Annotated in this window: 17 protein-coding genes; 15 read left to right on the top strand and 2 right to left on the bottom strand. The window is 33.6% G+C overall.

The window, feature by feature from the left end:
- Positions 1-62 precede the first annotated feature (62 nt).
- The 15 genes from EMN46_RS07705 (at position 63) to EMN46_RS07635 (ending at position 17,341) form a co-directional block, all read left to right on the top strand.
- Positions 63-1,208, top strand: coding sequence for an efflux RND transporter periplasmic adaptor subunit (locus tag EMN46_RS07705; protein WP_154200219.1), 1,146 nt, complete (start codon positions 63-65; stop codon positions 1,206-1,208).
- Positions 1,195-4,353 (top strand): efflux RND transporter permease subunit, encoded by a 3,159-nt coding sequence (locus EMN46_RS07700; RefSeq protein ID WP_154200218.1) that lies wholly within the window; start codon positions 1,195-1,197, stop codon positions 4,351-4,353. Before EMN46_RS07705 ends, EMN46_RS07700 begins: the two co-directional genes overlap by 14 nt.
- A gap of 10 nt (positions 4,354-4,363) precedes the next feature.
- Complete coding sequence (locus EMN46_RS07695) at positions 4,364-5,740, top strand: efflux transporter outer membrane subunit (RefSeq protein ID WP_154200217.1); 1,377 nt, start codon at positions 4,364-4,366, stop codon at positions 5,738-5,740.
- Between the two features lie 225 nt (positions 5,741-5,965).
- The gene (locus EMN46_RS07690; protein ID WP_154200216.1) at positions 5,966-7,321 is read left to right on the top strand and encodes an MATE family efflux transporter; all 1,356 of its coding nucleotides are present in this window, start codon (positions 5,966-5,968) and stop codon (positions 7,319-7,321) included.
- A 298-nt stretch (positions 7,322-7,619) separates the two neighbouring features.
- Entirely contained in the window at positions 7,620-8,705 is a 1,086-nt protein-coding gene (locus EMN46_RS07685; RefSeq protein WP_154200215.1) for an SGNH/GDSL hydrolase family protein, read from the top strand.
- A gap of 15 nt (positions 8,706-8,720) precedes the next feature.
- The gene (locus tag EMN46_RS07680) at positions 8,721-9,206 is read left to right on the top strand and encodes a DUF1905 domain-containing protein (RefSeq protein WP_154200214.1); all 486 of its coding nucleotides are present in this window, start codon (positions 8,721-8,723) and stop codon (positions 9,204-9,206) included.
- Positions 9,207-9,513: 307 nt separating this feature from the next.
- The gene (locus EMN46_RS07675) at positions 9,514-10,260 is read left to right on the top strand and encodes a DUF6261 family protein (RefSeq protein WP_154200213.1); all 747 of its coding nucleotides are present in this window, start codon (positions 9,514-9,516) and stop codon (positions 10,258-10,260) included.
- Between the two features lie 287 nt (positions 10,261-10,547).
- Positions 10,548-11,285 carry a hypothetical protein gene (locus tag EMN46_RS07670; RefSeq protein ID WP_154200212.1) on the top strand — a complete coding sequence of 246 codons (738 nt, stop codon included), beginning with the start codon at positions 10,548-10,550 and terminating at the stop codon, positions 11,283-11,285.
- Between the two features lie 226 nt (positions 11,286-11,511).
- The gene (locus EMN46_RS07665; RefSeq protein WP_154200211.1) at positions 11,512-12,330 is read left to right on the top strand and encodes a DUF3667 domain-containing protein; all 819 of its coding nucleotides are present in this window, start codon (positions 11,512-11,514) and stop codon (positions 12,328-12,330) included.
- A 12-nt stretch (positions 12,331-12,342) separates the two neighbouring features.
- Positions 12,343-12,663 (top strand): hypothetical protein, encoded by a 321-nt coding sequence (locus tag EMN46_RS07660; protein WP_154200210.1) that lies wholly within the window; start codon positions 12,343-12,345, stop codon positions 12,661-12,663.
- A gap of 351 nt (positions 12,664-13,014) precedes the next feature.
- The gene (locus EMN46_RS07655) at positions 13,015-13,161 is read left to right on the top strand and encodes a hypothetical protein (protein WP_195715212.1); all 147 of its coding nucleotides are present in this window, start codon (positions 13,015-13,017) and stop codon (positions 13,159-13,161) included.
- Entirely contained in the window at positions 13,158-13,811 is a 654-nt protein-coding gene (locus EMN46_RS07650) for a YggS family pyridoxal phosphate-dependent enzyme (RefSeq protein ID WP_368667507.1), read from the top strand. The genes EMN46_RS07655 and EMN46_RS07650 overlap by 4 nt, the downstream gene beginning before the upstream one ends.
- A gap of 92 nt (positions 13,812-13,903) precedes the next feature.
- On the top strand, positions 13,904-14,419 hold the full coding sequence (gene tnpA / locus EMN46_RS07645; RefSeq protein ID WP_368667506.1) for an IS200/IS605 family transposase: 516 nt from the start codon (positions 13,904-13,906) through the stop codon (positions 14,417-14,419).
- A gap of 572 nt (positions 14,420-14,991) precedes the next feature.
- On the top strand, positions 14,992-16,593 hold the full coding sequence (locus EMN46_RS07640) for a glycoside hydrolase family 43 protein (RefSeq protein ID WP_154200208.1): 1,602 nt from the start codon (positions 14,992-14,994) through the stop codon (positions 16,591-16,593).
- Positions 16,594-16,741: 148 nt separating this feature from the next.
- A complete protein-coding gene (locus EMN46_RS07635) occupies positions 16,742-17,341 on the top strand; it encodes an HAD family phosphatase (RefSeq protein WP_154200207.1) in 600 nt (199 codons plus the stop codon).
- Positions 17,342-17,527: 186 nt separating this feature from the next.
- On the opposite strand, the gene EMN46_RS07630 is transcribed toward EMN46_RS07635, so the two are convergent.
- Together EMN46_RS07630 and EMN46_RS07625 are read right to left on the bottom strand one after the other, a co-directional pair.
- Positions 17,528-18,148 carry a CAP domain-containing protein gene (locus EMN46_RS07630; RefSeq protein ID WP_154200206.1) on the bottom strand — a complete coding sequence of 207 codons (621 nt, stop codon included), beginning with the start codon at positions 18,146-18,148 and terminating at the stop codon, positions 17,528-17,530.
- A 353-nt stretch (positions 18,149-18,501) separates the two neighbouring features.
- A complete protein-coding gene (locus EMN46_RS07625; RefSeq protein WP_154200205.1) occupies positions 18,502-21,192 on the bottom strand; it encodes a TonB-dependent receptor in 2,691 nt (896 codons plus the stop codon).
- Positions 21,193-21,234 lie beyond the last annotated feature (42 nt).

Raw genomic sequence — 21,234 nt, 5'->3', positions numbered from 1 at the left:
AAGCCCTTACTTTTGTTTCAAGAAAATGACAATAAAATAATTTGATTACAAATAGAAAGAAGATGAACAGAAGAATTAAATCTTTAAACAAGATCGTAATAATAGTAATGAGCCTTACTGTATTAGCGTCTTGCAGTGGGGAAAAAGAAAATCAAAATAAAGCAAATCCGGAATTATCTGTTTTAGAAGTAAAAGCCGAAAACCAACAGTTTAACGAAACATTTACCTCTACTATAAAAGGAAAACAAGACATTGGCATTTGGCCTAAAGTAACCGGTTTTATAACTGGTGTTAAAGTAGATGAAGGTTCAATTGTACGCAAAGGTCAGTTACTATTTAGCATTGACCCCGTACAATACCAAGAAGCAGTAAATGTTGCAAAAGCAAATGTGGCCGTAGCTAATGCAAGTGTGGCTACAGCAAAACTAACTGCCGAAAACAAAAAGGCATTGGGAGATAGAAATATTATTAGCTCTTACGAAGTGCAGCTATCGCAAAATGAATTAGGTAGCAACAAAGCACAATTGGCTTTGGCTGAAGCACAATTGATAAGCGCCCAAAAAGATTTATCCTACACACGAATAACTAGTCCTACCGATGGTATTATTGGCAAAATTCCTTTTCGCCTAGGAACTTTGGTTAGTTCTAGCATGAGCGATGCCATGACAACAGTCACAGAGTTTTCGAGTATGTACGCTTACTTTTCAATCACCGAGAAAAAACTACTTTCTCTCTCTAAAGAAAATAGCTCAACAAAAGACATTATCAAAAGTCTTCCTAAAGTACAACTAAAGCTTAGCGATGGAAGTATTTATATAGAATTGGGAACTATCGAAACCATTAGTGGAACCATTGATGAATCGACAGGAGCCGCAAGTATTCGAGCTTCTTTCCCCAATGAGAATGGTATTTTACGAAGTGGTGGCACAGCTACTATCATTCTGCCTTATTCTCTCGAAAACTGTTTGTTAATTCCACAAAATGCCACTTTCGAGATTCAAGACAAAAAATTTGTTTATACCGTGGATAAAGATTCAAAAGTTTCAGCTACCGAAATTGTAATTTACCCCTTAAATAACGGAAGCGATTATGTCGTAACCAAAGGATTAAGTACAGGTGATAAGATTGTAATAGAGGGAATTAATTCAATACAAAACGGTTCAACTATTAAAGTGAATCTAAATACAGAGTATTATGCAGAAAAATAAATTTATTACCCGTCCTGTATTGTCAACAGCTATATCCATATTTATTGTCATTTTGGGTATTATGGGTTTAGAATCCTTACCTATATCTCAATATCCCGATATTGCTCCACCTACAGTTACAGTAACAGCCAACTATACTGGCGCCAACGCTCAAACGATACTGAATAGTGTCGTGACACCATTGGAAGAAGAGATTAATGGTGTGGAAAATATGACTTACATCACTTCTGTTGCAGCAAATACAGGTGAAGCAAAAATCACGGTGTATTTTAAACAAGGAAGTGATGCGGATATGGCAGCTGTAAACGTTCAAAATAGAGTTGCCAAGGCTGAAGGTTTACTACCATCTGAGGTGACTAAAGTGGGGGTTTCTACAAGTAAAAAGCAAACAAGCATGCTTATGTCTTTTGGTATCTACAGCGAAGACGACAAGTATGACCTTAATTTTCTGGAAAACTACATGAATATAAATATCGTTTCTGAGATAAAACGAATTAATGGTGTAGGTGATGTAAATATAATGGGTACTAATTATGCGATGCGTATTTGGCTCCAGCCAGATGTTATGGCGCAACATCATCTTATGCCAAGCGATATTATTACAGCTCTCGAGGAGCAAAATATTGAAGCTGCTCCTGGGCAATTAGGTGAACAAGGCAAGCAATCGTTCCAGTACGTATTGAAATACAAGGGGCGTTTGCAAAGTGAGACTGAATTTGAAAATATTGTTATTACAGCTACAAACGATGGTGAGGTGTTGCATTTGAGTGATATTGCTACAATTGAGTTGGGACGTCAGTCAACCAGTATAAATGGAAAAATAAATGGGCATAATGGAGTTGCCTGTATGATTTTTCAAACAGCAGGTTCAAATGCTGTAGAAATTAATGAAGAGATTTCAGCCTTTCTTGAAGAAGTTCAGAAAAGTTTTCCTGAAGGCGTTAAAGTAGCCACCTTAATGAATACCAATAATTTCTTATTTGCCTCTATGTGGGAAGTCATAAAAACACTTCTTGAAGCATTTGTATTGGTAGTCGCAGTTACTTATATCTTTTTGCAAAATTTTAGATCAACGCTTATTCCGGCAATTGCGATACCGGTATCTCTAATAGGTACCTTCTTTTTTCTTTGGGTATTTGGCTTTAGCATCAATCTGTTAACTCTTTGTGCTTTGGTTTTAGCAATTGCTATTGTGGTTGACGATGCCATAGTGGTTGTTGAAGCCGTGCAGGCTAAACTCGATGAAGGCTACGAATCGGCACGACAAGCCTCTATTGATGCCATGGGCGAAATCACTGGGGCAATTATTTCCATCACTCTAGTGATGATGGCTATATTTATTCCCGTTAGTTTTATGGGAGGCACATCAGGTGTTTTTTATCGTCAAATGGGATTAACATTGGCCTTTGCTATTGGTATTTCAGCATTAAATGCCCTTACCTTAAGTCCAGCGCTTTGTGCAATCCTATTAAAACCTGAAAAAAATAATTTAGGAGAGAAAAGCTCTTTTATCCATCGATTTCATACGTCCTTTAATGATAATTTCCACAGGCTGGTAAAAAAATATAAGAAGGGTACTCAGTTTTTTATCAATCATAAACGAATAAGCGGTGGTCTTGTAGTCCTCTCAATTCTATTATTTGTAGCCCTAGTAAAGTTGACTCCGACTGCAATGGTCCCAGACGAAGATCAGGGAGTTATTTTTGGTGTGGTGACTATGCCTGTGGGCACATCATTGGAAGAAACGGCAAAGGAGATGGACAAAATTGCTGAAATTGTGAAAGATGCTCCTGGTATACAAACATTTAATATAGCAAATGGCGTTAGTATTACCGACGGACAAGGAAATCGTAATGGAATGACTCTGATTAAATTAAAGGATTGGAGTGAACGAGGAGAAGGAGAAAGTTTAAATGAAATAGTTAGCTATTTGAGACGAAAAACATCGGAAACGGTAAAAAATGGACAAATTATGTTTTTTTCTCCACCAATGATTCCGGGTTATAGTACATCTAATGGCTTTGAATTTCAGCTTCAGGATAAAACGGGTGGTGATATCAATAAATTCAACGAGGTAGCACAAAAGTTTTTGAGTGAACTAAATACTTGTCCTGAAATTGGACTTGCTCGTACTGCTTTTAATCCTTCGTCTCCTCAATACATGGTAGATATTGATGTGGAAAAATGTAAAATCGCTGGAATCAGTCCCGAGGTAATTCTAACGACCTTACAGGGATATTATGGAGGAATTTATGCTTCCAACTTTAACCGCTTTGGTAAATTGTACCGCGTTATGATTCAGGCGGCACCAGATTATCGCACAAATATAGAATCTCTGAATAAAATTATGGTGCGTAACGGAACAAAGATGGCTCCAATTACACCCTTTGTGAATTTACGTAAGGTGTATGGTCCCGATAATCTGAATCGCTTCAATCTCTATACTTCTATTAGTATAATGGGCGCTCCAGCTGATGGAGTTAGTTCGGGCGAAGCGATTACGGCAATCAATGAACTTGCAAAACAATTGCCTACAGGTTATGGATTCGAATTTTCAGGAATGACACGTGAAGAAAATAGTACAGGTTCAAATTCTACTGCTCTTGTTTTGGGAATTGTTTTTGTATTTATTTACCTCTTGCTCAGTATGCAATACGAAAGCTATATTCTACCCATTGTTATTCTTCTTTCTGTTCCGTTTGGATTGTCTGGAAGTCTTCTATTTGCAAATATAATGGGCTTATCAAATAATATCTATATGCAAATAGCCTTAATAATGCTCATTGGATTATTAGCCAAAAACTCGATTCTTATTGTAGAATATGCAAAAGAAAGGCGTTGTAATGGAATGGGAATTGTGGAAGCTGCAATTGATGCAGCCGGTGCGCGTTTGCGTCCCATATTGATGACATCTTTTGCCCTAATTATTGGTCTATTACCAATGATGTTTTCTAGCGGTGTAGGAGCTAATGGTAATAGTACTCTAGGTGCAGGTTCTGTTGGGGGAATGTTGATAGGTATGATTTGTCAGATATTTATTACTCCAGCTCTGTTTGTCATCTTCCAGAAAATTCAGGAAAAAATTAAACCTATTACTGTGGATCAAAATCAAGTTACTGCCAGCAAGACAAGTATCACACAATAAGAAATTCATAATGAAAAAAATACTAATTGTAATAATAGGAGCACTACTCATGAGTAGTTGCTCCCTCTATAAAACATTCGAAACACCAGAAATTGAAACCAGTAAGCTTTATCGAGATACGACTTCAACAGAAGTGTTATCGCCTGCTGACAGCACAAACCTGGGAAACATTGAATGGCGTCAGCTATTTACCGATCCTCAATTGCAAGTCCTTATCGAGAAAGGTCTAACAGCAAATGTCGATCTACAGACTGCTTTATTGCGTATTGATCAAGCAGAAGCATCTCTATCATCAGCACGTTTAGCTTATGTTCCCGATTTGTCCTTCTCGTCAACAGGTACACTGTCTGATTTCGATGGTTCCACAACAAAATCTTACACAAGTCCGCTTTCAACTAGCTGGCAAATTCCTTTGTTTGGTGGATTACGAAATGCCAAAAAAGGAGCAGAAAGCACATTGGCACAAAGTCAGGCATACAAACAAGCCGTACAAACTCAATTGATTGCCACAATTGCTAATTCATACTATAGTTTGTTGATGCTTGATAAGCAATTAGAGATTACCGATGAAACCATTAAGAGTTGGGGAGAAAACACAGAAACCATGCGTGGTTTAAAAGAAGTAGGCATGACCAACGAAGCTTCTATCACGCAAAGTGAGGCGAATTATTATGGCTTAAAAACCACATATGCTGATTTGCAACGCTCCATACGCGAAACTGAAAATGCACTTTCAATCACCTTAGGTCAAACACCACAAGCAATTGAACGAGGCGAATTGCAAAATATCAAATTGCCCACAAAGATTTCAGCGGGTGTACCCTTACAATTATTGTCGAACCGGCCAGATATAAAACAGTACGAAATGGCATTAGCTAGTGCTTACTATGCTACAAATGTAGCTCGTTCTGCTTTCTATCCTAATATTACTATTAGTGCATCGGCAGGTTGGACCAATAGTGGAGGTGGAGCTATTATGAATCCTGGAGAACTTTTGTCAAGTGCTATAGGTTCGTTAACAGCTCCTATCTTTAGTAAGGGAATTAATAAGGCCAAATTAAAAATTGCAAAAGCCCAACAAGAAGAAGCTAAACTTAATTTTAAGCAAAGCCTGTTGAATGCCGGAAGCGAAGTGAGTGATGCACTTTTTCAGTACACCACAGCTAACCAAAAACGGGAAGATCGTCAGATGCAATTGAATGCTTTAGAAAAATCGGTACAATATACAACTGAATTATTTACGCTTTCTTCTTCAACCTATCTTGAGGTTCTTACGGCTCAACAGGGTCTACTATCGGCCCAGCTTTCCGAAACAAACGATTGGTTCGAACAAGAACAAGCTGTTATTAATTTATACCAAGCTTTAGGAGGCGGACGTGAAGAATAATATTTAGAACCAATCGTATTTTCTCTATAAATGAGAAAAAGAAATAGGAACCCTTTGTGTGAAATTTACCAAATTATGGATAAATTTCGCACAAAGGGTAAGTCGTATAAGTTTAACCATTTATATACTGAAATTAGCACTTAGCAGAATGCCGATATATAAATGAAGAGTGTTAATGAAGAATCAATTTAATGCTCGTTTTATTTAAAATCTGTATTAATTATTATGAATCCAAAACAATATTCACTTAAAGATAGTCCTATTCGTAAACTACTTTTCGTTTTTGCGGGTCCTGCCGTATTAGGACTTCTGATCAATGCCCTTTACAATATTGTAGATCGTATATTTGTTGGACAATTTGTGGGAGCAGAAGGTTTGTCGGCTGTAACCTTTGTATTTCCCATAACTATTTTTCAGTTTGCTTTTGTGCTTTTATTTGGAAGTGGCGCAGGTGTTTTAATAGCCAACTATTTGGGTCAAGAAAAACAAGAAGAAGCTGAAAAAGTGCTTGGGAATATGATGGCTGGACTATTAATTACCATTGTTCTTTTCACCCTTGCCGGATTTTTGTTTTACGAACCACTTCTAATTTTATTTGGTGCTAAAGGTGAACTTCTAAATCTATCGTCCGATTACCTTTTGATCATCATTATGGGATTTCCACTCTCTTTTCTCCTTGCCTTAGAGTTTACCTGTCGTGCCGAAGGAAATCCACGTTTGCCTGCTTTACTTATTCTAATCTCATCCATAATCAATGTCAGTTTGGATCTTGTATTCATGAAAATATTTAAGATGGGAGTTAGTGGTGCAGCGCTAGCAACAATTATTGCTCAAGGTGTTAATGCTCTTCTTATGCTTCGCTATTATATAAAGGGCAAAAGTCATGTCAAACTAGCTTGGAAAAATATCAAACTTCAAAAACACATTATTCTACCCATTCTTGCTGTTGGTTTAGCTCCTTTCATTATGGATAGTGCAATGGGGCTACAAAACGTAATTGCCAATAATTTACTCCTTAAATCGGGAGGAATACACGCAGTAGCTGCCATGGGAATTATTTTTGCTGTCAATACTTTTTTTATGATGACTGCCCTGGGAACAGGTGATGGTATGCAACCTATTATTAGTTATAATTTTGGAGCAAAACGCCCCGATCGTACAAGGCAAACTTTAGATTATGCTTTAAAAATGGTTGGCATCGTAGCCTTAATTGGCATCATAATTATAGAACTGTTCCCGACTCAAATTACTAGTGTTTTTATTAAAGGGAACGAAAGTATTATTACGATTACGAAAACAGCCTTGCAAATATTCGTCTTATCCATTCCTTTCTATATGTTACAGATTGTTATTACACGATACTTTCAAGCAATACACGCCAATAAAGTTGCTACCTTTTTAGCCATACTGCGTCCTGTTCTACTATTTGTTCCTATTGTATACTTTTTAAATTGGACAAATGGTTTAAATGGTATTTGGATGGCATTTGTATTGAGCGATAGTTTAAGTGTTTTAATTTCTTTTGGATTCGTCTATAGATATTCAATGAAGAATCAGAAATTAGTAAGGGTAAAATGTTAGTCGCAAAAGAGCAAAAACTCTAAATCACAAAATTGATTATTTGTTGTACAGATTATCACTTTCTGTTGAGAATCACTAACAATGATGTACCTAAAGAGACTTATGATATCTGAATAAAAACGTGTACCATCTTTATTTCTCTTGTAATTGACCATCAATGCAATTCCTTTTATATTTGTTATCGTTAAATGTAAGCCTAAAAATAGCTAGCTTGCTTTTTTATGAAAATTGGAAATTAAATTAATCAAGGCGTTTTCGATTAATCGGCTTATTTATAATAATTATAATATTTAAGGTCATGAGACAAATAAGTAAACTATTACTCTTATTAGCAGTTGTTTTAAGTAGTTGTACAATTGAAAAGGAAACAATTGTAAACTCTTTGAATCCTAATATTGAATATTGGGGAAGAATAGATACTACTAGACATGAAGGAGCAAAACTATATTGGTCAGGGACATCTATTAAAATTAATTTTGAAGGAGAGTCGGTACAGGCATTGCTAAAAGATGAATCTGGAGATAATTATTACAATATAATTATAGATAGTGATAGTGTGGCTCTTTTAAGACCAGATACAACGAAACAATACTACCAATTAGCTTCAAAATTATCCGAAGGAAAACACTCAATTGAGATTTTTAAAAGAACAGAGTGGGATAGAGGGAGAACTAATTTTTATGGCTTTAAACTAAGTAACAAGACCAAACTATTACCTAAGACAGCTCCTAAAAGAAGGAAAATAGAATTCTATGGCAACTCAATAACAGCTGGATATGCTGTTGAAGATACTTCGGGTAAAGATCGTCCTGATAGTACTTTTACCAACAACTATTTAAGCTATGCCGCTATTACTGCTCGACATTTTGATGCTGAATATCAATGTATTTGTAAAAGTGGTATAGGTATTACAATTAGCTGGTTTCCTCTCATAATGCCTGAAATATATGACAGATTGATTCCTACAGATTCGACAAGTAAATGGAATTTCTCCTTGTATACACCTGATATTGTAGTTGTTAATTTGTTCCAAAACGATTCGTGGTTAGTTAATAAGCCAGAAAGAGAAGAGTTCAAAACTAATTTTGGAAACAAAGCTCCCAGTGATGCCTATTTAATAAATGCTTATCAGCAATTTGTAGTCAATTTGAGGATGCATTATCCCAATGCAAAAATAATATGTGCACTTGGAAGTATGGATGCCACCAAAGAAGGATCAAAATGGATTGACTATATAAATAAGGCAGTAACTAATTTAAATGACAAGAATATATACACTCATTTTATTCCTTACAAAGGAACCCCAGGACATCCTACAATACAAGAACAAGAAGAACTAGCAAGTAGCCTTATTCACTTTATTGATGACAATATTATTTGGTAATTACTCTTATTAAAAATGAAACTCAATCAGAAATATCTATTCTCAGCAAAGATCTATCTCATTGGAATCAATTGGTGTGTCGATGTGCCATTCGAAATAACCAATTGCCTTATCGTAGATAGAGGTCGTATAAATATTAAAGGGAAAATAAACGGTTTCGATTTTTTCAAAACTCTTATGCCAGTGAAGAATGCGACACACAGGCTTTTTGTTAATAAAATAATGATGCAAGGTGGCAGGACTGCATTGGGCAAAGTGGCACAGTTTGAAATAGAACAAGACCACAACAAGAACGTAAAGGAATACTCCGTGCCTAAATTAGTCACAGAACAATTGGTTGATAATAATCTTTTAGCAGACTTCAATAATTTAACAGCTTCGAGGAAAAGGAGCATATTGAAATACTTCAGCTTTATAAAAACGGAAGAAACTCTAGTGAAGAATACAAATAAGCTAATAAGCCAACTGAAAAACAAAGAGAAGAACGTCAAAGTGCCTTAAAAGCGATAATAAAATGATCGATTTCAATCATAAATTTGGTTTTGCTGCATGAGCATATAATAAAAGCTTAAAATCACAGGCATTTAGTCTATAAGCATCTAATAAAGCCTTAAATGCTCAGGCATATAGCACATCAGCATTTAATGAAAGCATGAAATCTAATGGGCTCGATTAATTATCATATGCTGAAAATAAGAAATTTGGTGTTTTTGATGAATTATCATATCTTAATGAATGATTTCTAGGCATTTTGCCTTAGTTATTATTTGGTTATAGAGTAAAAACACGAACCTTTAAATAAGGAGTTATGGTAATCATCCAAAAAATTAGAACAAATAGTCGTAGTGGTGATACAAGTGCATTATTAGCGCTTATGCTAAAGGCATTTGCAAATAATGATTGGAGTACAGATATTTATTTAACGCCTATAATTGAAAAAATAAGTCTTGCGAACACTCAGTTGATTGAGGCGTTGAAGCGATTGAAAGTTTATTCTCAGTTGGCAGAGAAAGACCGTATGCGCAATATGTCAATTAGAGCCTTGTTTAAGTTGGTCGAGGGCTATGATCATATGCCTATTGCTGAGATAAAAGAAGCAGCCTCAGTCGTAAACAACATATTGGAGCAATATGGTTTGCGCATACTGAAGGAGAGTTATACAGAAAAATCAGCCTCTATTGAGTCCTTACTAAACGATTTATCTAAGGCTGATGTTGTATTAGCTAAAGCAAGCTTGCAAGGCGTACCCGAAACGATTACAAGTTTGGATACGGCTCAAAAAGATTTTGAAAACCTAGCATTGCAACAAACCGAGCAGGAGAGTGTGAAGAAGAATTTACAATCAGCAAGCCAGTTGAAGAAAGAGATTATCACAGAGATTAATACAAACTTGGTGGGCTATATGAATACTATGGCAAAAGTAAACCCAGTTACATACACAGATATTGCCCACACCATTGCTGAGCTAATCGATACGAATAATGAATTGGTAAAACGCCGCCGCAAAAAAGATGAGCCTGAGGAGTTAAACAAAGCAGACTGCGAACATGCTTAAAACTACTGGGTAAAGGCTTCGTAATAGGTGAGGTCTTTAGTTCTAAAAAACAATATAGGTTTAGGAACTTGTTTATCAGTATTCCTATCAGAAAAGAGAATGTAAGTCAAGTTACATTCTCTTTTTTTGTTAACTTCGATAAATATTAGTCTTATTTTATAAAACATTAATTGCGAATGTACACTTATACACCTCAATAAGCTGTGTAAGTGTATGTTTTAAGATTGATAAAAGAAATATAAGTGTAATACACATTTACAATTGTTACAAAACATTTAAAGCAGAAAATGAAATACAATAAATTAGCCTTAATACTTGCACTAAATTTTCTCATCTGCAATGCCATTTTTGGACAATCTTCGGAATTGACGTCAAAGGTTTGTAAAAACTTAGATTTGAATATTGAAGATTGTTATTTGTCACTAGTAAGTGAAAAGGCGATGCCTAATGATCCTTCAAAATCTATTATTGTACTACCTAAAGTTGTAGAGAAAGAATTCGATTATTTTATCCTAGACAGTTATGTCTTAATTGTTGAATCCACCACTGGGAAGATAATATCTAAATATTTTGAAAGCCACAAAACAAATAACTGGACTTCAGATGCAATTAAATTAGAATCAATTAAAATTGATACAGCACCATATATGCTCAATAAATCAACTAGAGCATTTGGAATAAGAGTTAGTTATTCCGGTTCTTCAAGGGTAAATCCATATTCAGAAGAAACATTGACGTTATTTATAGAAAAAGAAGAAACCATTTTTCCAGTGCTAAATAAGTATTCTGTAGCACTTTTCAATGGAGAATGGGATGGAGTATGCACTGGTAGTTTTAAGGATCAAGAAAAAATCGTAATTGTAGCAAAAGAGAAAAGCAATGGTTTTACTAACATTTTAGTGAAAAATAAAATCACAGAAACGACGAATGTAGCTGAAGCTGACGATTGCATTGAAAAAGAGAAAATTAGAACTGTAAAAGAAGTTTTAAAGTACGATGGCAAAGTATATAAAAACGTTTTGTAACAAAAGCTATATGTAATGCGGGTTCAGCGGGTAATTCAAGCGCAGTTCTCCGTTGCAACACCGCCAAAACTTTGATTTTTCAATTTATAATTTGAATTAATGTAAATCAAAGTTTTGGCTAAGTGCGGATTTGAAAGTGAAGAGCTTCGAAATCCCCCAAAACACATAGCAAGCCCGTTGTAAGCCATATAAGAATGAAATCAAGAATTCAATAAAATGATAAATAATGAATTGTAAAAATTGTAAATCTGAACTTAATGATAATGATAATTTTTGCAATGAATGTGGCGCAAAAGTAATTAGGGAACGAATAACTGTAAAAAGTTTATTTTCTCACTTACTTATTTCATTAGGTTGGGATAGTAATTTTTTTATTACACTAAGATTTCTATTATCTAAACCGCAAACAATTATAAGAGAATACATTAATGGAACTCGAAAAAAATATACAAATCCATTTACTTTTTTCGCAATTAGTCTTGCAGTTTCTCTTTTTGTGTTTAATCAATATTCTGAACAATTTATTTTAATGTCTACGACAACCAATATTCAACAAACTAATGAGCTTGAGAACGTTTCAGCATCAATTACAAATAATAACAAAAAAGGTTTGGAAATTCTTGGTTATAAAAATCAAGCCGAATTGAATAAAAGTATTGCAGAGTTCCAATTAAAATATTACAACCTTATATCATTTATTTATTTACCTCTTTTTACGTTAATTGCATTTTTAGTTTTTAGGAAACCATATAATTATGGTGAACACTTAGTTATAAACACATATTTTTTAGGCATTACAACATTTTTTGGTGTACTAACCTTTATTTTTAGTCTTATAACTAAATATAACATCCTTTTATATGCAACTATTTTTACTTTTATATATTATTCCTATGCGTATAAAAAAATATATGAATTAAGTTTTGGGAAACTTTTAATGAAAATTTTGAAATTTATTGGAATTTTACTTTTAGTAATAATTATAGGCGGAATTATAACTTTTCTAATAGGTATTGCCATAGTAATAATAAAATCAAAATTATAAATATCAATAAATATGAAATACACAACAGTACATTTGGATGAAAATAAGATTGAGTTATTCAATACTCTCTTAGGAAAAGAAACAGTAAAAGTTAATGGAAAAATCGTTTCAGAAAAGAGTTCAATTACAGGAACAGAACATAATTTTGTAATTAACGAAAATGGAAATGAAATTGCTTGTAAATTAACAACTGGATTAAGTATGAATGGTGTTGTTTTTAGCTTATATAAAAAAAATAAACCTGTAATTGAAATGGCTAAGAGTGGTAAATTAGCATTTGTGTTTTTTGTACTAATCGGAATAATAGTTGGATATAGTATATTAAACAAATAGAAAATAACGGCTCACAACAACTAAGCGTTCGTGTGGCAGGAACTGCCCAACATGTTTCGAAGAACAGCGTAGCTAACAGTCGGTGGATTGACGTAACAAATGACAGAATTGCTACTTTTGGGGAAAGGTTTAGTTTGTGGTACTTTTAGAAAAGAGAATCTTGCAATATAAAGCTCTTTTAAGTGCGGTGATTTCAAATAAATATAAAGTTGTAGATTGATCTACAGCTTTTTTTTATGTTTTGGATTTAGAATAGTTGACAATGGAACGTAGTTATTCTAGTAGCCTTTCTTAAGACTTTGTTTAAAAAACAGCTAACTTGCTTTTGTGGTAAATTTGAAATATAAACATATGAAAGACAACAAACATCTTCTTTTTTCATACGGAACTTTACAATTAGAGAAAGTTCAAATTGAAAACTATGGACATCTCCTAAAAGGAGAAAAAGATAGCTTATTGAATTATAAACTTGATAAGTTAGAAATTACAATGAAATAAGACTTCTGCTTGCAACAAAAACCGTTGAACCAGAAAGAATAAAAGAAGCTTTTAAATGTGGCGAAACACTTATTGCTGAAAACAAAGTACAAGAAATTAAACAGAAATTTGAAGGCTTGAAAAATTTCTCGCACGAACAACATTTTATAGGTCATTTACAAACCAATAAGATTAAAGAAATTTTAAAATATAATATCTCTTGTATTCAGACTATAGATAGAATGAGTTTAGCTGAAAAATTGCATAATCGTTTAACTTTAGAGAACAAAACGATGGATGTTCTTATTCAAATAAACACTTCAAACGAAGAAAGTAAATTTGGGTATGCACCAAGTGAAAGTCTAAATTTTGTGAAAGAAGTTGCAAAGTTTAAGACTTTGAAAATAAAGGGTCTTATGACTATTGGCTTGTTTAGTTCAGATAAAGAAAAAGTGAGAGCGTGTTTTAAACTCCTAAAATCTATTCAACAAGATATTATTAATGCTCAAATACCAAATGTTGAAATGAATGAACTTTCAATGGGAATGAGTGGCGATTTAGAAATAGCAATTGAAGAAGGAGCAACAATTATAAGAGTAGGAACAGCAATTTTTGGAGAAAGACAATATCCGGATAGTTATTATTGGAATGAAAATAGTGAAATAGATTAAGAATGGCTTACTATCGATATAACAGTAGGCGAAAGAGAAGTATTGATTGAAACGCTAATTAAATCTCGAAGGGATGATATAGTTATAGCAAAATTGATAGGTTACAAGTAAACCCCGAATGGGGTGATATAAAATTTAATAATATACCTGGAACATTTTCGCAAGTTTACATACAAATTGTTTTTGCCGTTAGAGGGCGTGAAAATTTGATATCTAAAACATGGAAAACCGAATTACATAAATACATATCGGGGATTATTACAAATAAAGGTCAGAAACCTATAATTGTAGGTGGTATGCCTGACCATATTCATGTATTTGTTGGTTTAAAGCCAACGATGCCAATTTCAGATTTAGTTAGAGATATTAAAAACAACTCTTCAAATTTTATAAATTCGAAGAAATTCGTGAAAGGTAAATTTTCATGGCAAGAAGGATTTGGTGCTTTTTCTTATGGCCATTCACAAATAGATCAAGTTTATAATTACATCTTGAATCAAGAGCAGCATCATCATAAAACAACATTTAAGGAAGAATATCTTCAATTTCTTAAACGATTCGATGTGGATTATGATGAGAAATATTTATTTGAATGGATAGATAAATGATTTCACCCTTTTAGGGTTTCTACAAATATGGTTGCTTTATTCTATAATCATATCAGCCCTTTGGGCTTTAAAAGCAAATGTTTGTATTCGTAAGGATAACCTTTCGGTTTTATCACTTTTATATACTTATTGATAGTCTTATTTAATTTATACAACTAATTCACAGCACAATTATCTAATAAATATTAGGAAAAGGAATACCGATTAAAAAAGCTGATTCAATCCCGAAGGGATGATATCATTATAGCAAAAATGAATAGATAATAAGTAAACCCCGAATGGGGTGATATAAAATAATATGTTTGGAGCATTTTTGCATATTTAGATACAAATGATTTCATCTTTTCAGGCTTCATCGTAATATGATTCCTTTCATTTTATAATAACTTCAGCCCTTTGGGCTTTAAAAGTAAATTCTTTTGAACTAAATTTGTTACGACTAGTCAGCCAATTCGTTGTTAAACTAATTCCAAATAAATCTTGCCAAAATTATTGAGTTGAATAGTAACTTATCCTAAAACAAATAGGAAAGGATTGAAATTGAATAAAAACAGATTAAATAAATATTTTTTATGAGTTTAAGATCTATTAGCATAATGATTGTTGGGGTAATTCTTAGTTTGAATGTTTTTGGGCAATCAGAACCAACTACTTTCGACAATCCTATTTTACCAGGCTATCATCCCGATCCTTCAATATGTAGGGTAGGTGATGATTATTATTTAATAAATTCCACCTTTTTATGGTTTCCTGGTATTCCTGTTTATCACAGTAACGATTTGGTGAATTGGGAGTTAATAGGTCATGTCATTAATCGTCCAGAGCAAATGGATTTTACAGGATTACCTGATAAACTTGGCGTTTTTGCCCCAACTATAAGATATCACGAGGGGTTATTTTATGTCATAAATACTTGCGTAGGATGTGGAATGAATTTTTACGTTACTGCTAGCAATCCAGCAGGACCGTGGTCCGATCCGGTTTGGTTGCCAGAAGCTCCTGGTATCGATCCATCATTGATGTGGGATGACGATGGAAAATGCTATTATACTGGTATGACCGGTGTAGAGGAACAAAAGTGGTCTGGTCAATCAGTTATTTACAATCAGGAATTAGATTTAGAACAAAAAAAACTAGTTGGAGAGCGCCATGAGTTAACCTTTGGACACGCTAATAATGCATCATATTCTGAAGGTCCACATTTGTATAAAATTAATGGTAAATATTTGTTGATGATTTCTGAGGGAGGCACGGGATTGTATCATTCTCTTACTGTTCATCATAGCGATTCAATTAATGGTCCTTATGTGGCAGATTATATAAATCCTGTAATTACACATCGTAATTTAGGCTTAGATTATCCATTACATGCCATTGGACATGGTGATTTAGTGCAGACACAGAATGGAGAATGGTGGTCTGTTTTATTGGGAAAACGTAAAATTGATAGAATAACGACACTTGCTAGAGAGACCTTTTTAGCGAAGGTTGAATTTGAAGGTCAAACACCCATTTTTAATCCTGGTTATGGAAAAGTACTTATGAAACAAACGCGTCCAAATTTACCCTGGTCACCTGTTAAAAAGGAACCCGTAAGAGATCAATTTGAAGGTGAGAAATTAGGATTAAAATGGTGTACTATACGTACTCCCAAAGAGAACTTTTATTCGGTTAAAAATGGTAAGCTTAAATTGAAATTACGCAAAGAGGTGATGGATAGTTTGGTAAATCCCTCAATTCTAATTCAGCGTATTGAGCATCATAAGTTCGAAGCAATGACAAAGATGAGTTTTAAAACCTCTAAAGCCAATGAACAAGCTGGGTTAACATTTTATCGAACGAATGAAAACCATTACAATTTGTTAAAAGATAAAAATTCATTGATACTCATAAAGTCTTTCAAAGGCAAGAAAACTGAAATTGCTCGTATTCCATTTAAGAGTAAGGATGTATATCTGCATGTGGAAGCTAATGACTTGGAGGTTCAATTTAGTTATGGTGAATCACCAAAATCATTAAAGCCTATTGGTGAAAAACAAAGCCTTGTTGTGATTGCAGATGGGCAAGGTAATGCTATGTTTAATGGTCCAGGAATTGGTGTGTACGCAACAAGTAATGGGTTAGAATCAAAAAATCAGGCTCTATTCGAATGGTTTGAGTATGATAGGAAGTAAGCATTAAGGTTTGTGATTAAAATGCTATTACATAGTTAACTCTATGTTGTATCGTGTGTAGATGGGTTAAATTAATTTTTAACCCATTATATTTGTATTGATAAGAAGTATTATTGAAAATTGTTGAGTTAAAAGAATAGAATAGATTATGGAAATTAAAAATATAATATTTGATTTTGGTGGCGTATTAATGGATTGGGATCCTAGATATATGTATCGCAATGTGTTTGACAATGAAACTGAGATGGAATTCTTTTTGGAGAATATTTGTAATTCAGAATGGAATGTAAAACAAGATGCTGGTCGCTCTTTTGATGAAGCGACAGAAGAATTAGTTCTTAAATTTCCAAAATACGAAAACCAGATTAGAATTTATTTTTCTAGATGGATAGAAATGATTGGAGGAGCAATAGATGAAAATGTGGTTTTAATTGAGGATTTAAAAGATAAATATAGATTATTTGGTCTCACAAATTGGTCTGCAGAAACATTCCCTTTGGTATTTAATGAATATCCTTTTTTTAAAGAACTTGAAGGTATTGTTGTTTCAGGAACAGAGAAAATAGTAAAACCTGATGCGAGTATTTATAAATTGTTACTTAACCGATATGGATTAACAGCTAATGAATCGTTGTTTATCGATGACAATAAGGAAAATATTATAGCTGCCAATAAACTTGGTTTTAAGACAATTCACTTGAGCGAAAAGGTAAATTTAAAAGAAGAATTTAAGAAGTTAGCGCTATAAAACATTGCCCAATTAAGAAGCTTTTCTCTGATAGCTATTGCCTAAAATTAAAGGTGATTTTGTATAAATGGTTTTATTTAACGCAAAGCTAGGTATAGTCTGCGAATTAGAACTTTTCAGCAGCCATTTTGTCTATTACGCCAAAATTTCGGATAATATTGAATAGGTAGTAGGTGATAAAAGACATTATTCATGCTTGGCAATTAGCACACACATATAGTAAGTGTATGCAGAGCCAAGCTTTTTATAAAAGCCGATGCCACAATATTCAGCGTCGGCCCAAAAATCGGTTATACCCAAAAGGTGTTTTCTATGTCCTAGGCTAGAAACACCTTTATCAATAATCAATTGCTGAATCATTATTTTACCTGTATTTCGATTTGTTCCAGCGGCAATAGATTCAAAGTTGTTAGCTGTTTTAGACTTTAAAAGGTAGTCGGCTAAGGAGAAACCTGCGGCATCTATTTTATGGTTCATACCATAGCCGTCAGGATCGGTGTGAGCAAAATAATCGCGCTCAGCCATATCCTTTGCCTTTTCGTAGGCTGCCTTCGCTAGTTCTTCACTCCAAATAAGTTTATCACGTTTTTCAACAGTTGATAAATCTACACCTAATTCATCACTATATGCCGATGGTTTATTTCTCACACGATTCAAATAATCGAAGGCATCCTTTCTATTCGTTTCATTGAGATTCTTAGCTTCGGATGATTCTTCAACAATTAAATCGTTATTAAAGCTGGTGCCACCACATGAAATTAAAAATGGGTTAATTGAAAGTATAATTAGGATGAAAATTTTGTTCATAAAGCATATTTATTTGGTACAACTATTTTATCAGAACGGATTATAATTGAAAAACGTATAGAATGACTTTATTTTTTTTCAAAAAGATAGCGCTTGACGGATAATGTTCCTAATTTTCATGAAATTGGAGGTCTAAATTATTGACTCAATAAAATAGATAACCAAGTTAAGAATAAAATTATATCAGGAGTGGAATTAAATAAACAGAGTAAGGCGTACTATCGATATTCAGGATGTATTTCTTTCGAAGACTTAAGTAAACAATTTAAGTAGGGAAGAGGCGTTCTTTTTATCCATAAAAAAACTCCCCTGTCTCATTTGAAACAAGGAAGTTTATGTCAAGGTTTAGTTGTTTAGATGTTGTACTTAACCGTGAATAATAAATAGCGAGGTTGTACGTAGTAAGTGGATGATGAATAGGCATAATCCGATTCGCTAGATTGATTCAATGATTTAGTGTCAAGTAGGTTTTTGCCCTTAAGTCCAAATTCCCATTTGCTATCTTTTTTCTGATAAATTAAATCGGCTTCAAGAAAACTGTATTCATTATCAATTGTATTCTCTTTATTGGTGTACGAATAGAAATCGTAATCAGCAGTAAAAATAAGTTCCTTAAGGATAACAGCATCTAGTTTAGCATATGGTCGCTTTGTGTAATAGCTAGTTGATGTTTGTCCTCTATCATAATTACTTATAGAATAAGCATAACCTATTTCTAAGTTAGGAGCATTTTTAAAGTTGCTCGATACTGATCCCGAATAGTTTTGGGAGAATGATTCCGAAGCACTAGGTTGGGAGTTAATCAAGTTATTGGTTTTCGCCCAAGATAAACTAGCTCTTGTAGAGAATTTAACGTTCTTAAATGTTCTTTGATAGCGAGCGTTTGCACTTAAAGACTCATCATTTAAATTTGAATTTATAGTACTTGTTATCTGATTAATTCCCATTGGAATAACATCGCTTTTAAGCGCATCAATTTGCTTTGTATAAGTAATATTAGCAAACATGTTAGTAAAGTTAAACATGTTAAACGAGAAGAAGTTTAAGGATATATTATGATTCAAAGAACTCTCCAAGTTTCTATTGCCGCTATAAACCGAATTGTAATTGTTTAGAACGTACGCTTGAGCAAATTTACTCACATCGGTAAAAGCTCTTGTTACCTTATAATTTAATCTCAGATTCTCCGATTTTTTCAGTTGTACATTGATGTACATATCAGGTAAAACAGAAGTTAAATCATCGCTTACTTTGCTTCCCAATTGTTCATTCTCGGCCTTATATTGATGAAGACTTAAACCAGGGTTAAAAGTAAAGATACCAGCTTGTAATTTATAGTGAAAACCCAAAAAGAGATCGGATATATTGAAATCGACATCATTGTTGAATTCACTTTCGTCCATACTTAACTCTGACTCGTTATCAAGAATTTGATAGATATCTGAATCAAAATTTTGATGACTTAGTGTTGTCCCCAAAGTGAATTGGATATTACTTTTGTCACCCGTTATATAATAGTAATCGACCTTAGCATCAAGTTTATTAGTTCTAATATTTTTTTTCTGATTAAGATTGTATAAGCTTTGAGATTGATTTACTGGAAAGAGATCGACAAAGGCAAACTCACTTCGAATTGCATTGTAAAAAGGATCTTCATCTTGGTACAGATGTTGAGCTTCGAACGCAAAAATGTTTCTATCATTTATGGTATAATAGATGTTTGCATTCTGATTAACAGTTGTTGGTTTTTGTTTCTTGTTCTGTATAATTATATCTGTTGTATTATTTACTGCTGAGCTTACAGATTCCTCTTCATCGTCATCCGATTGTTTAAGCATCACATCGTAATCGAATTGGAAGTTAACATTGGGCTTATAAACCGAACTCAACTTAATAAGTCCCAAATTAACATTTTGATCATTTTCTTTAATGGCATCTTCAACCTGTGAACTGTTTTCTTCTAATTTGTATGTCGTTGAGCTTTGAGTTTCCATCTTAGTTCCGGTGTAGGAATAAATTCCGAACCCACTTAAATCTAACGACTCGTTAGGCGAATAGCTGAAATTTAGAGCTGCAAATTTTGTATCTATATCCTTAGCCTTATTGTTTTGAGCTGTTGATATACCTAAGCTATTCGAACCTGTACTAAATGAACTTCCTCCATTACGATTGAAATTCTTAAATCCACCCGAAAAATTCATATAATCTCTACGAGTAAAAGCAACCTCACCAATATTATTCATATCAGTAATAAGGTTAAGACTAAACTTAGGCGAATAGAAAAATAATTTAGGATGAGCTAAAAATTTGTCATCAGGACCAACTCCAGCTGTTAATTCACCAAACCAAAATTTATTTTTACCTTTTTTCAGTCTAATATTCATGGCAATATTATCATTGTCGTTAGTTAGACCTTTCATTTGGCCAATTTCATTGTAGTTACGAAGAACTTCAATTTTGGCTATAGCATTAGAGGGGATATTTTCAGTTGCAATTTTTGAATCACCATCGAAAAAGTCTTTGCCTTCAACCATCACTTTCTGAACTTGCTTACCTTCAACTTCAATCTGTCCTTCGTCGTTTATTTCAACACCAGGAAGAGCAACCAGTACATCTTTGAGTTTTTTTTCAGTTCCTGTTGTAAATGAATCTGTATCGTAAACAATAGTGTCTCCTCTAACTGAAACAGGCATTTTATAAGTAACGCTCACCTCAGAAAGTAAGCTGTTTTCTTCAAAAAGAGTCATATCTTTTTCAATATCCTTATCTATAGTATTTATCGTGTATTCGCCAGGAGTACAGCCAAGATAACTTACTTTAATATTATAAGTTGTGTTAGCTTTTAAACTCAGTTTGTAAAATCCCTTGTGATTTGTAACACAGTAGGAATCTAACATATTGGTTTCAGCATTTAGGGCAATAATATTAGCCATTTCAAGTCCCGTGCCAATACTATCTTTTACGGTGCCACTCAAGTTGATATTTTGTGAGAATACGGTGAAAAATGTACAAATGAGTAGGGTCGTTGAGAATATTTTTTTCATATCTAGAGTGCGTTTGTGTATTGATTAATAAAGGACTTATTG

Origin of the sequence: Ancylomarina sp. 16SWW S1-10-2 (assembly GCF_009669305.1) — a bacterium.
GTDB lineage: Bacteria > Bacteroidota > Bacteroidia > Bacteroidales > Marinifilaceae > Ancylomarina.
Note: the sequence above shows the minus strand (reverse complement) of the source record. Positions and strands in the feature narration are given on the sequence as shown.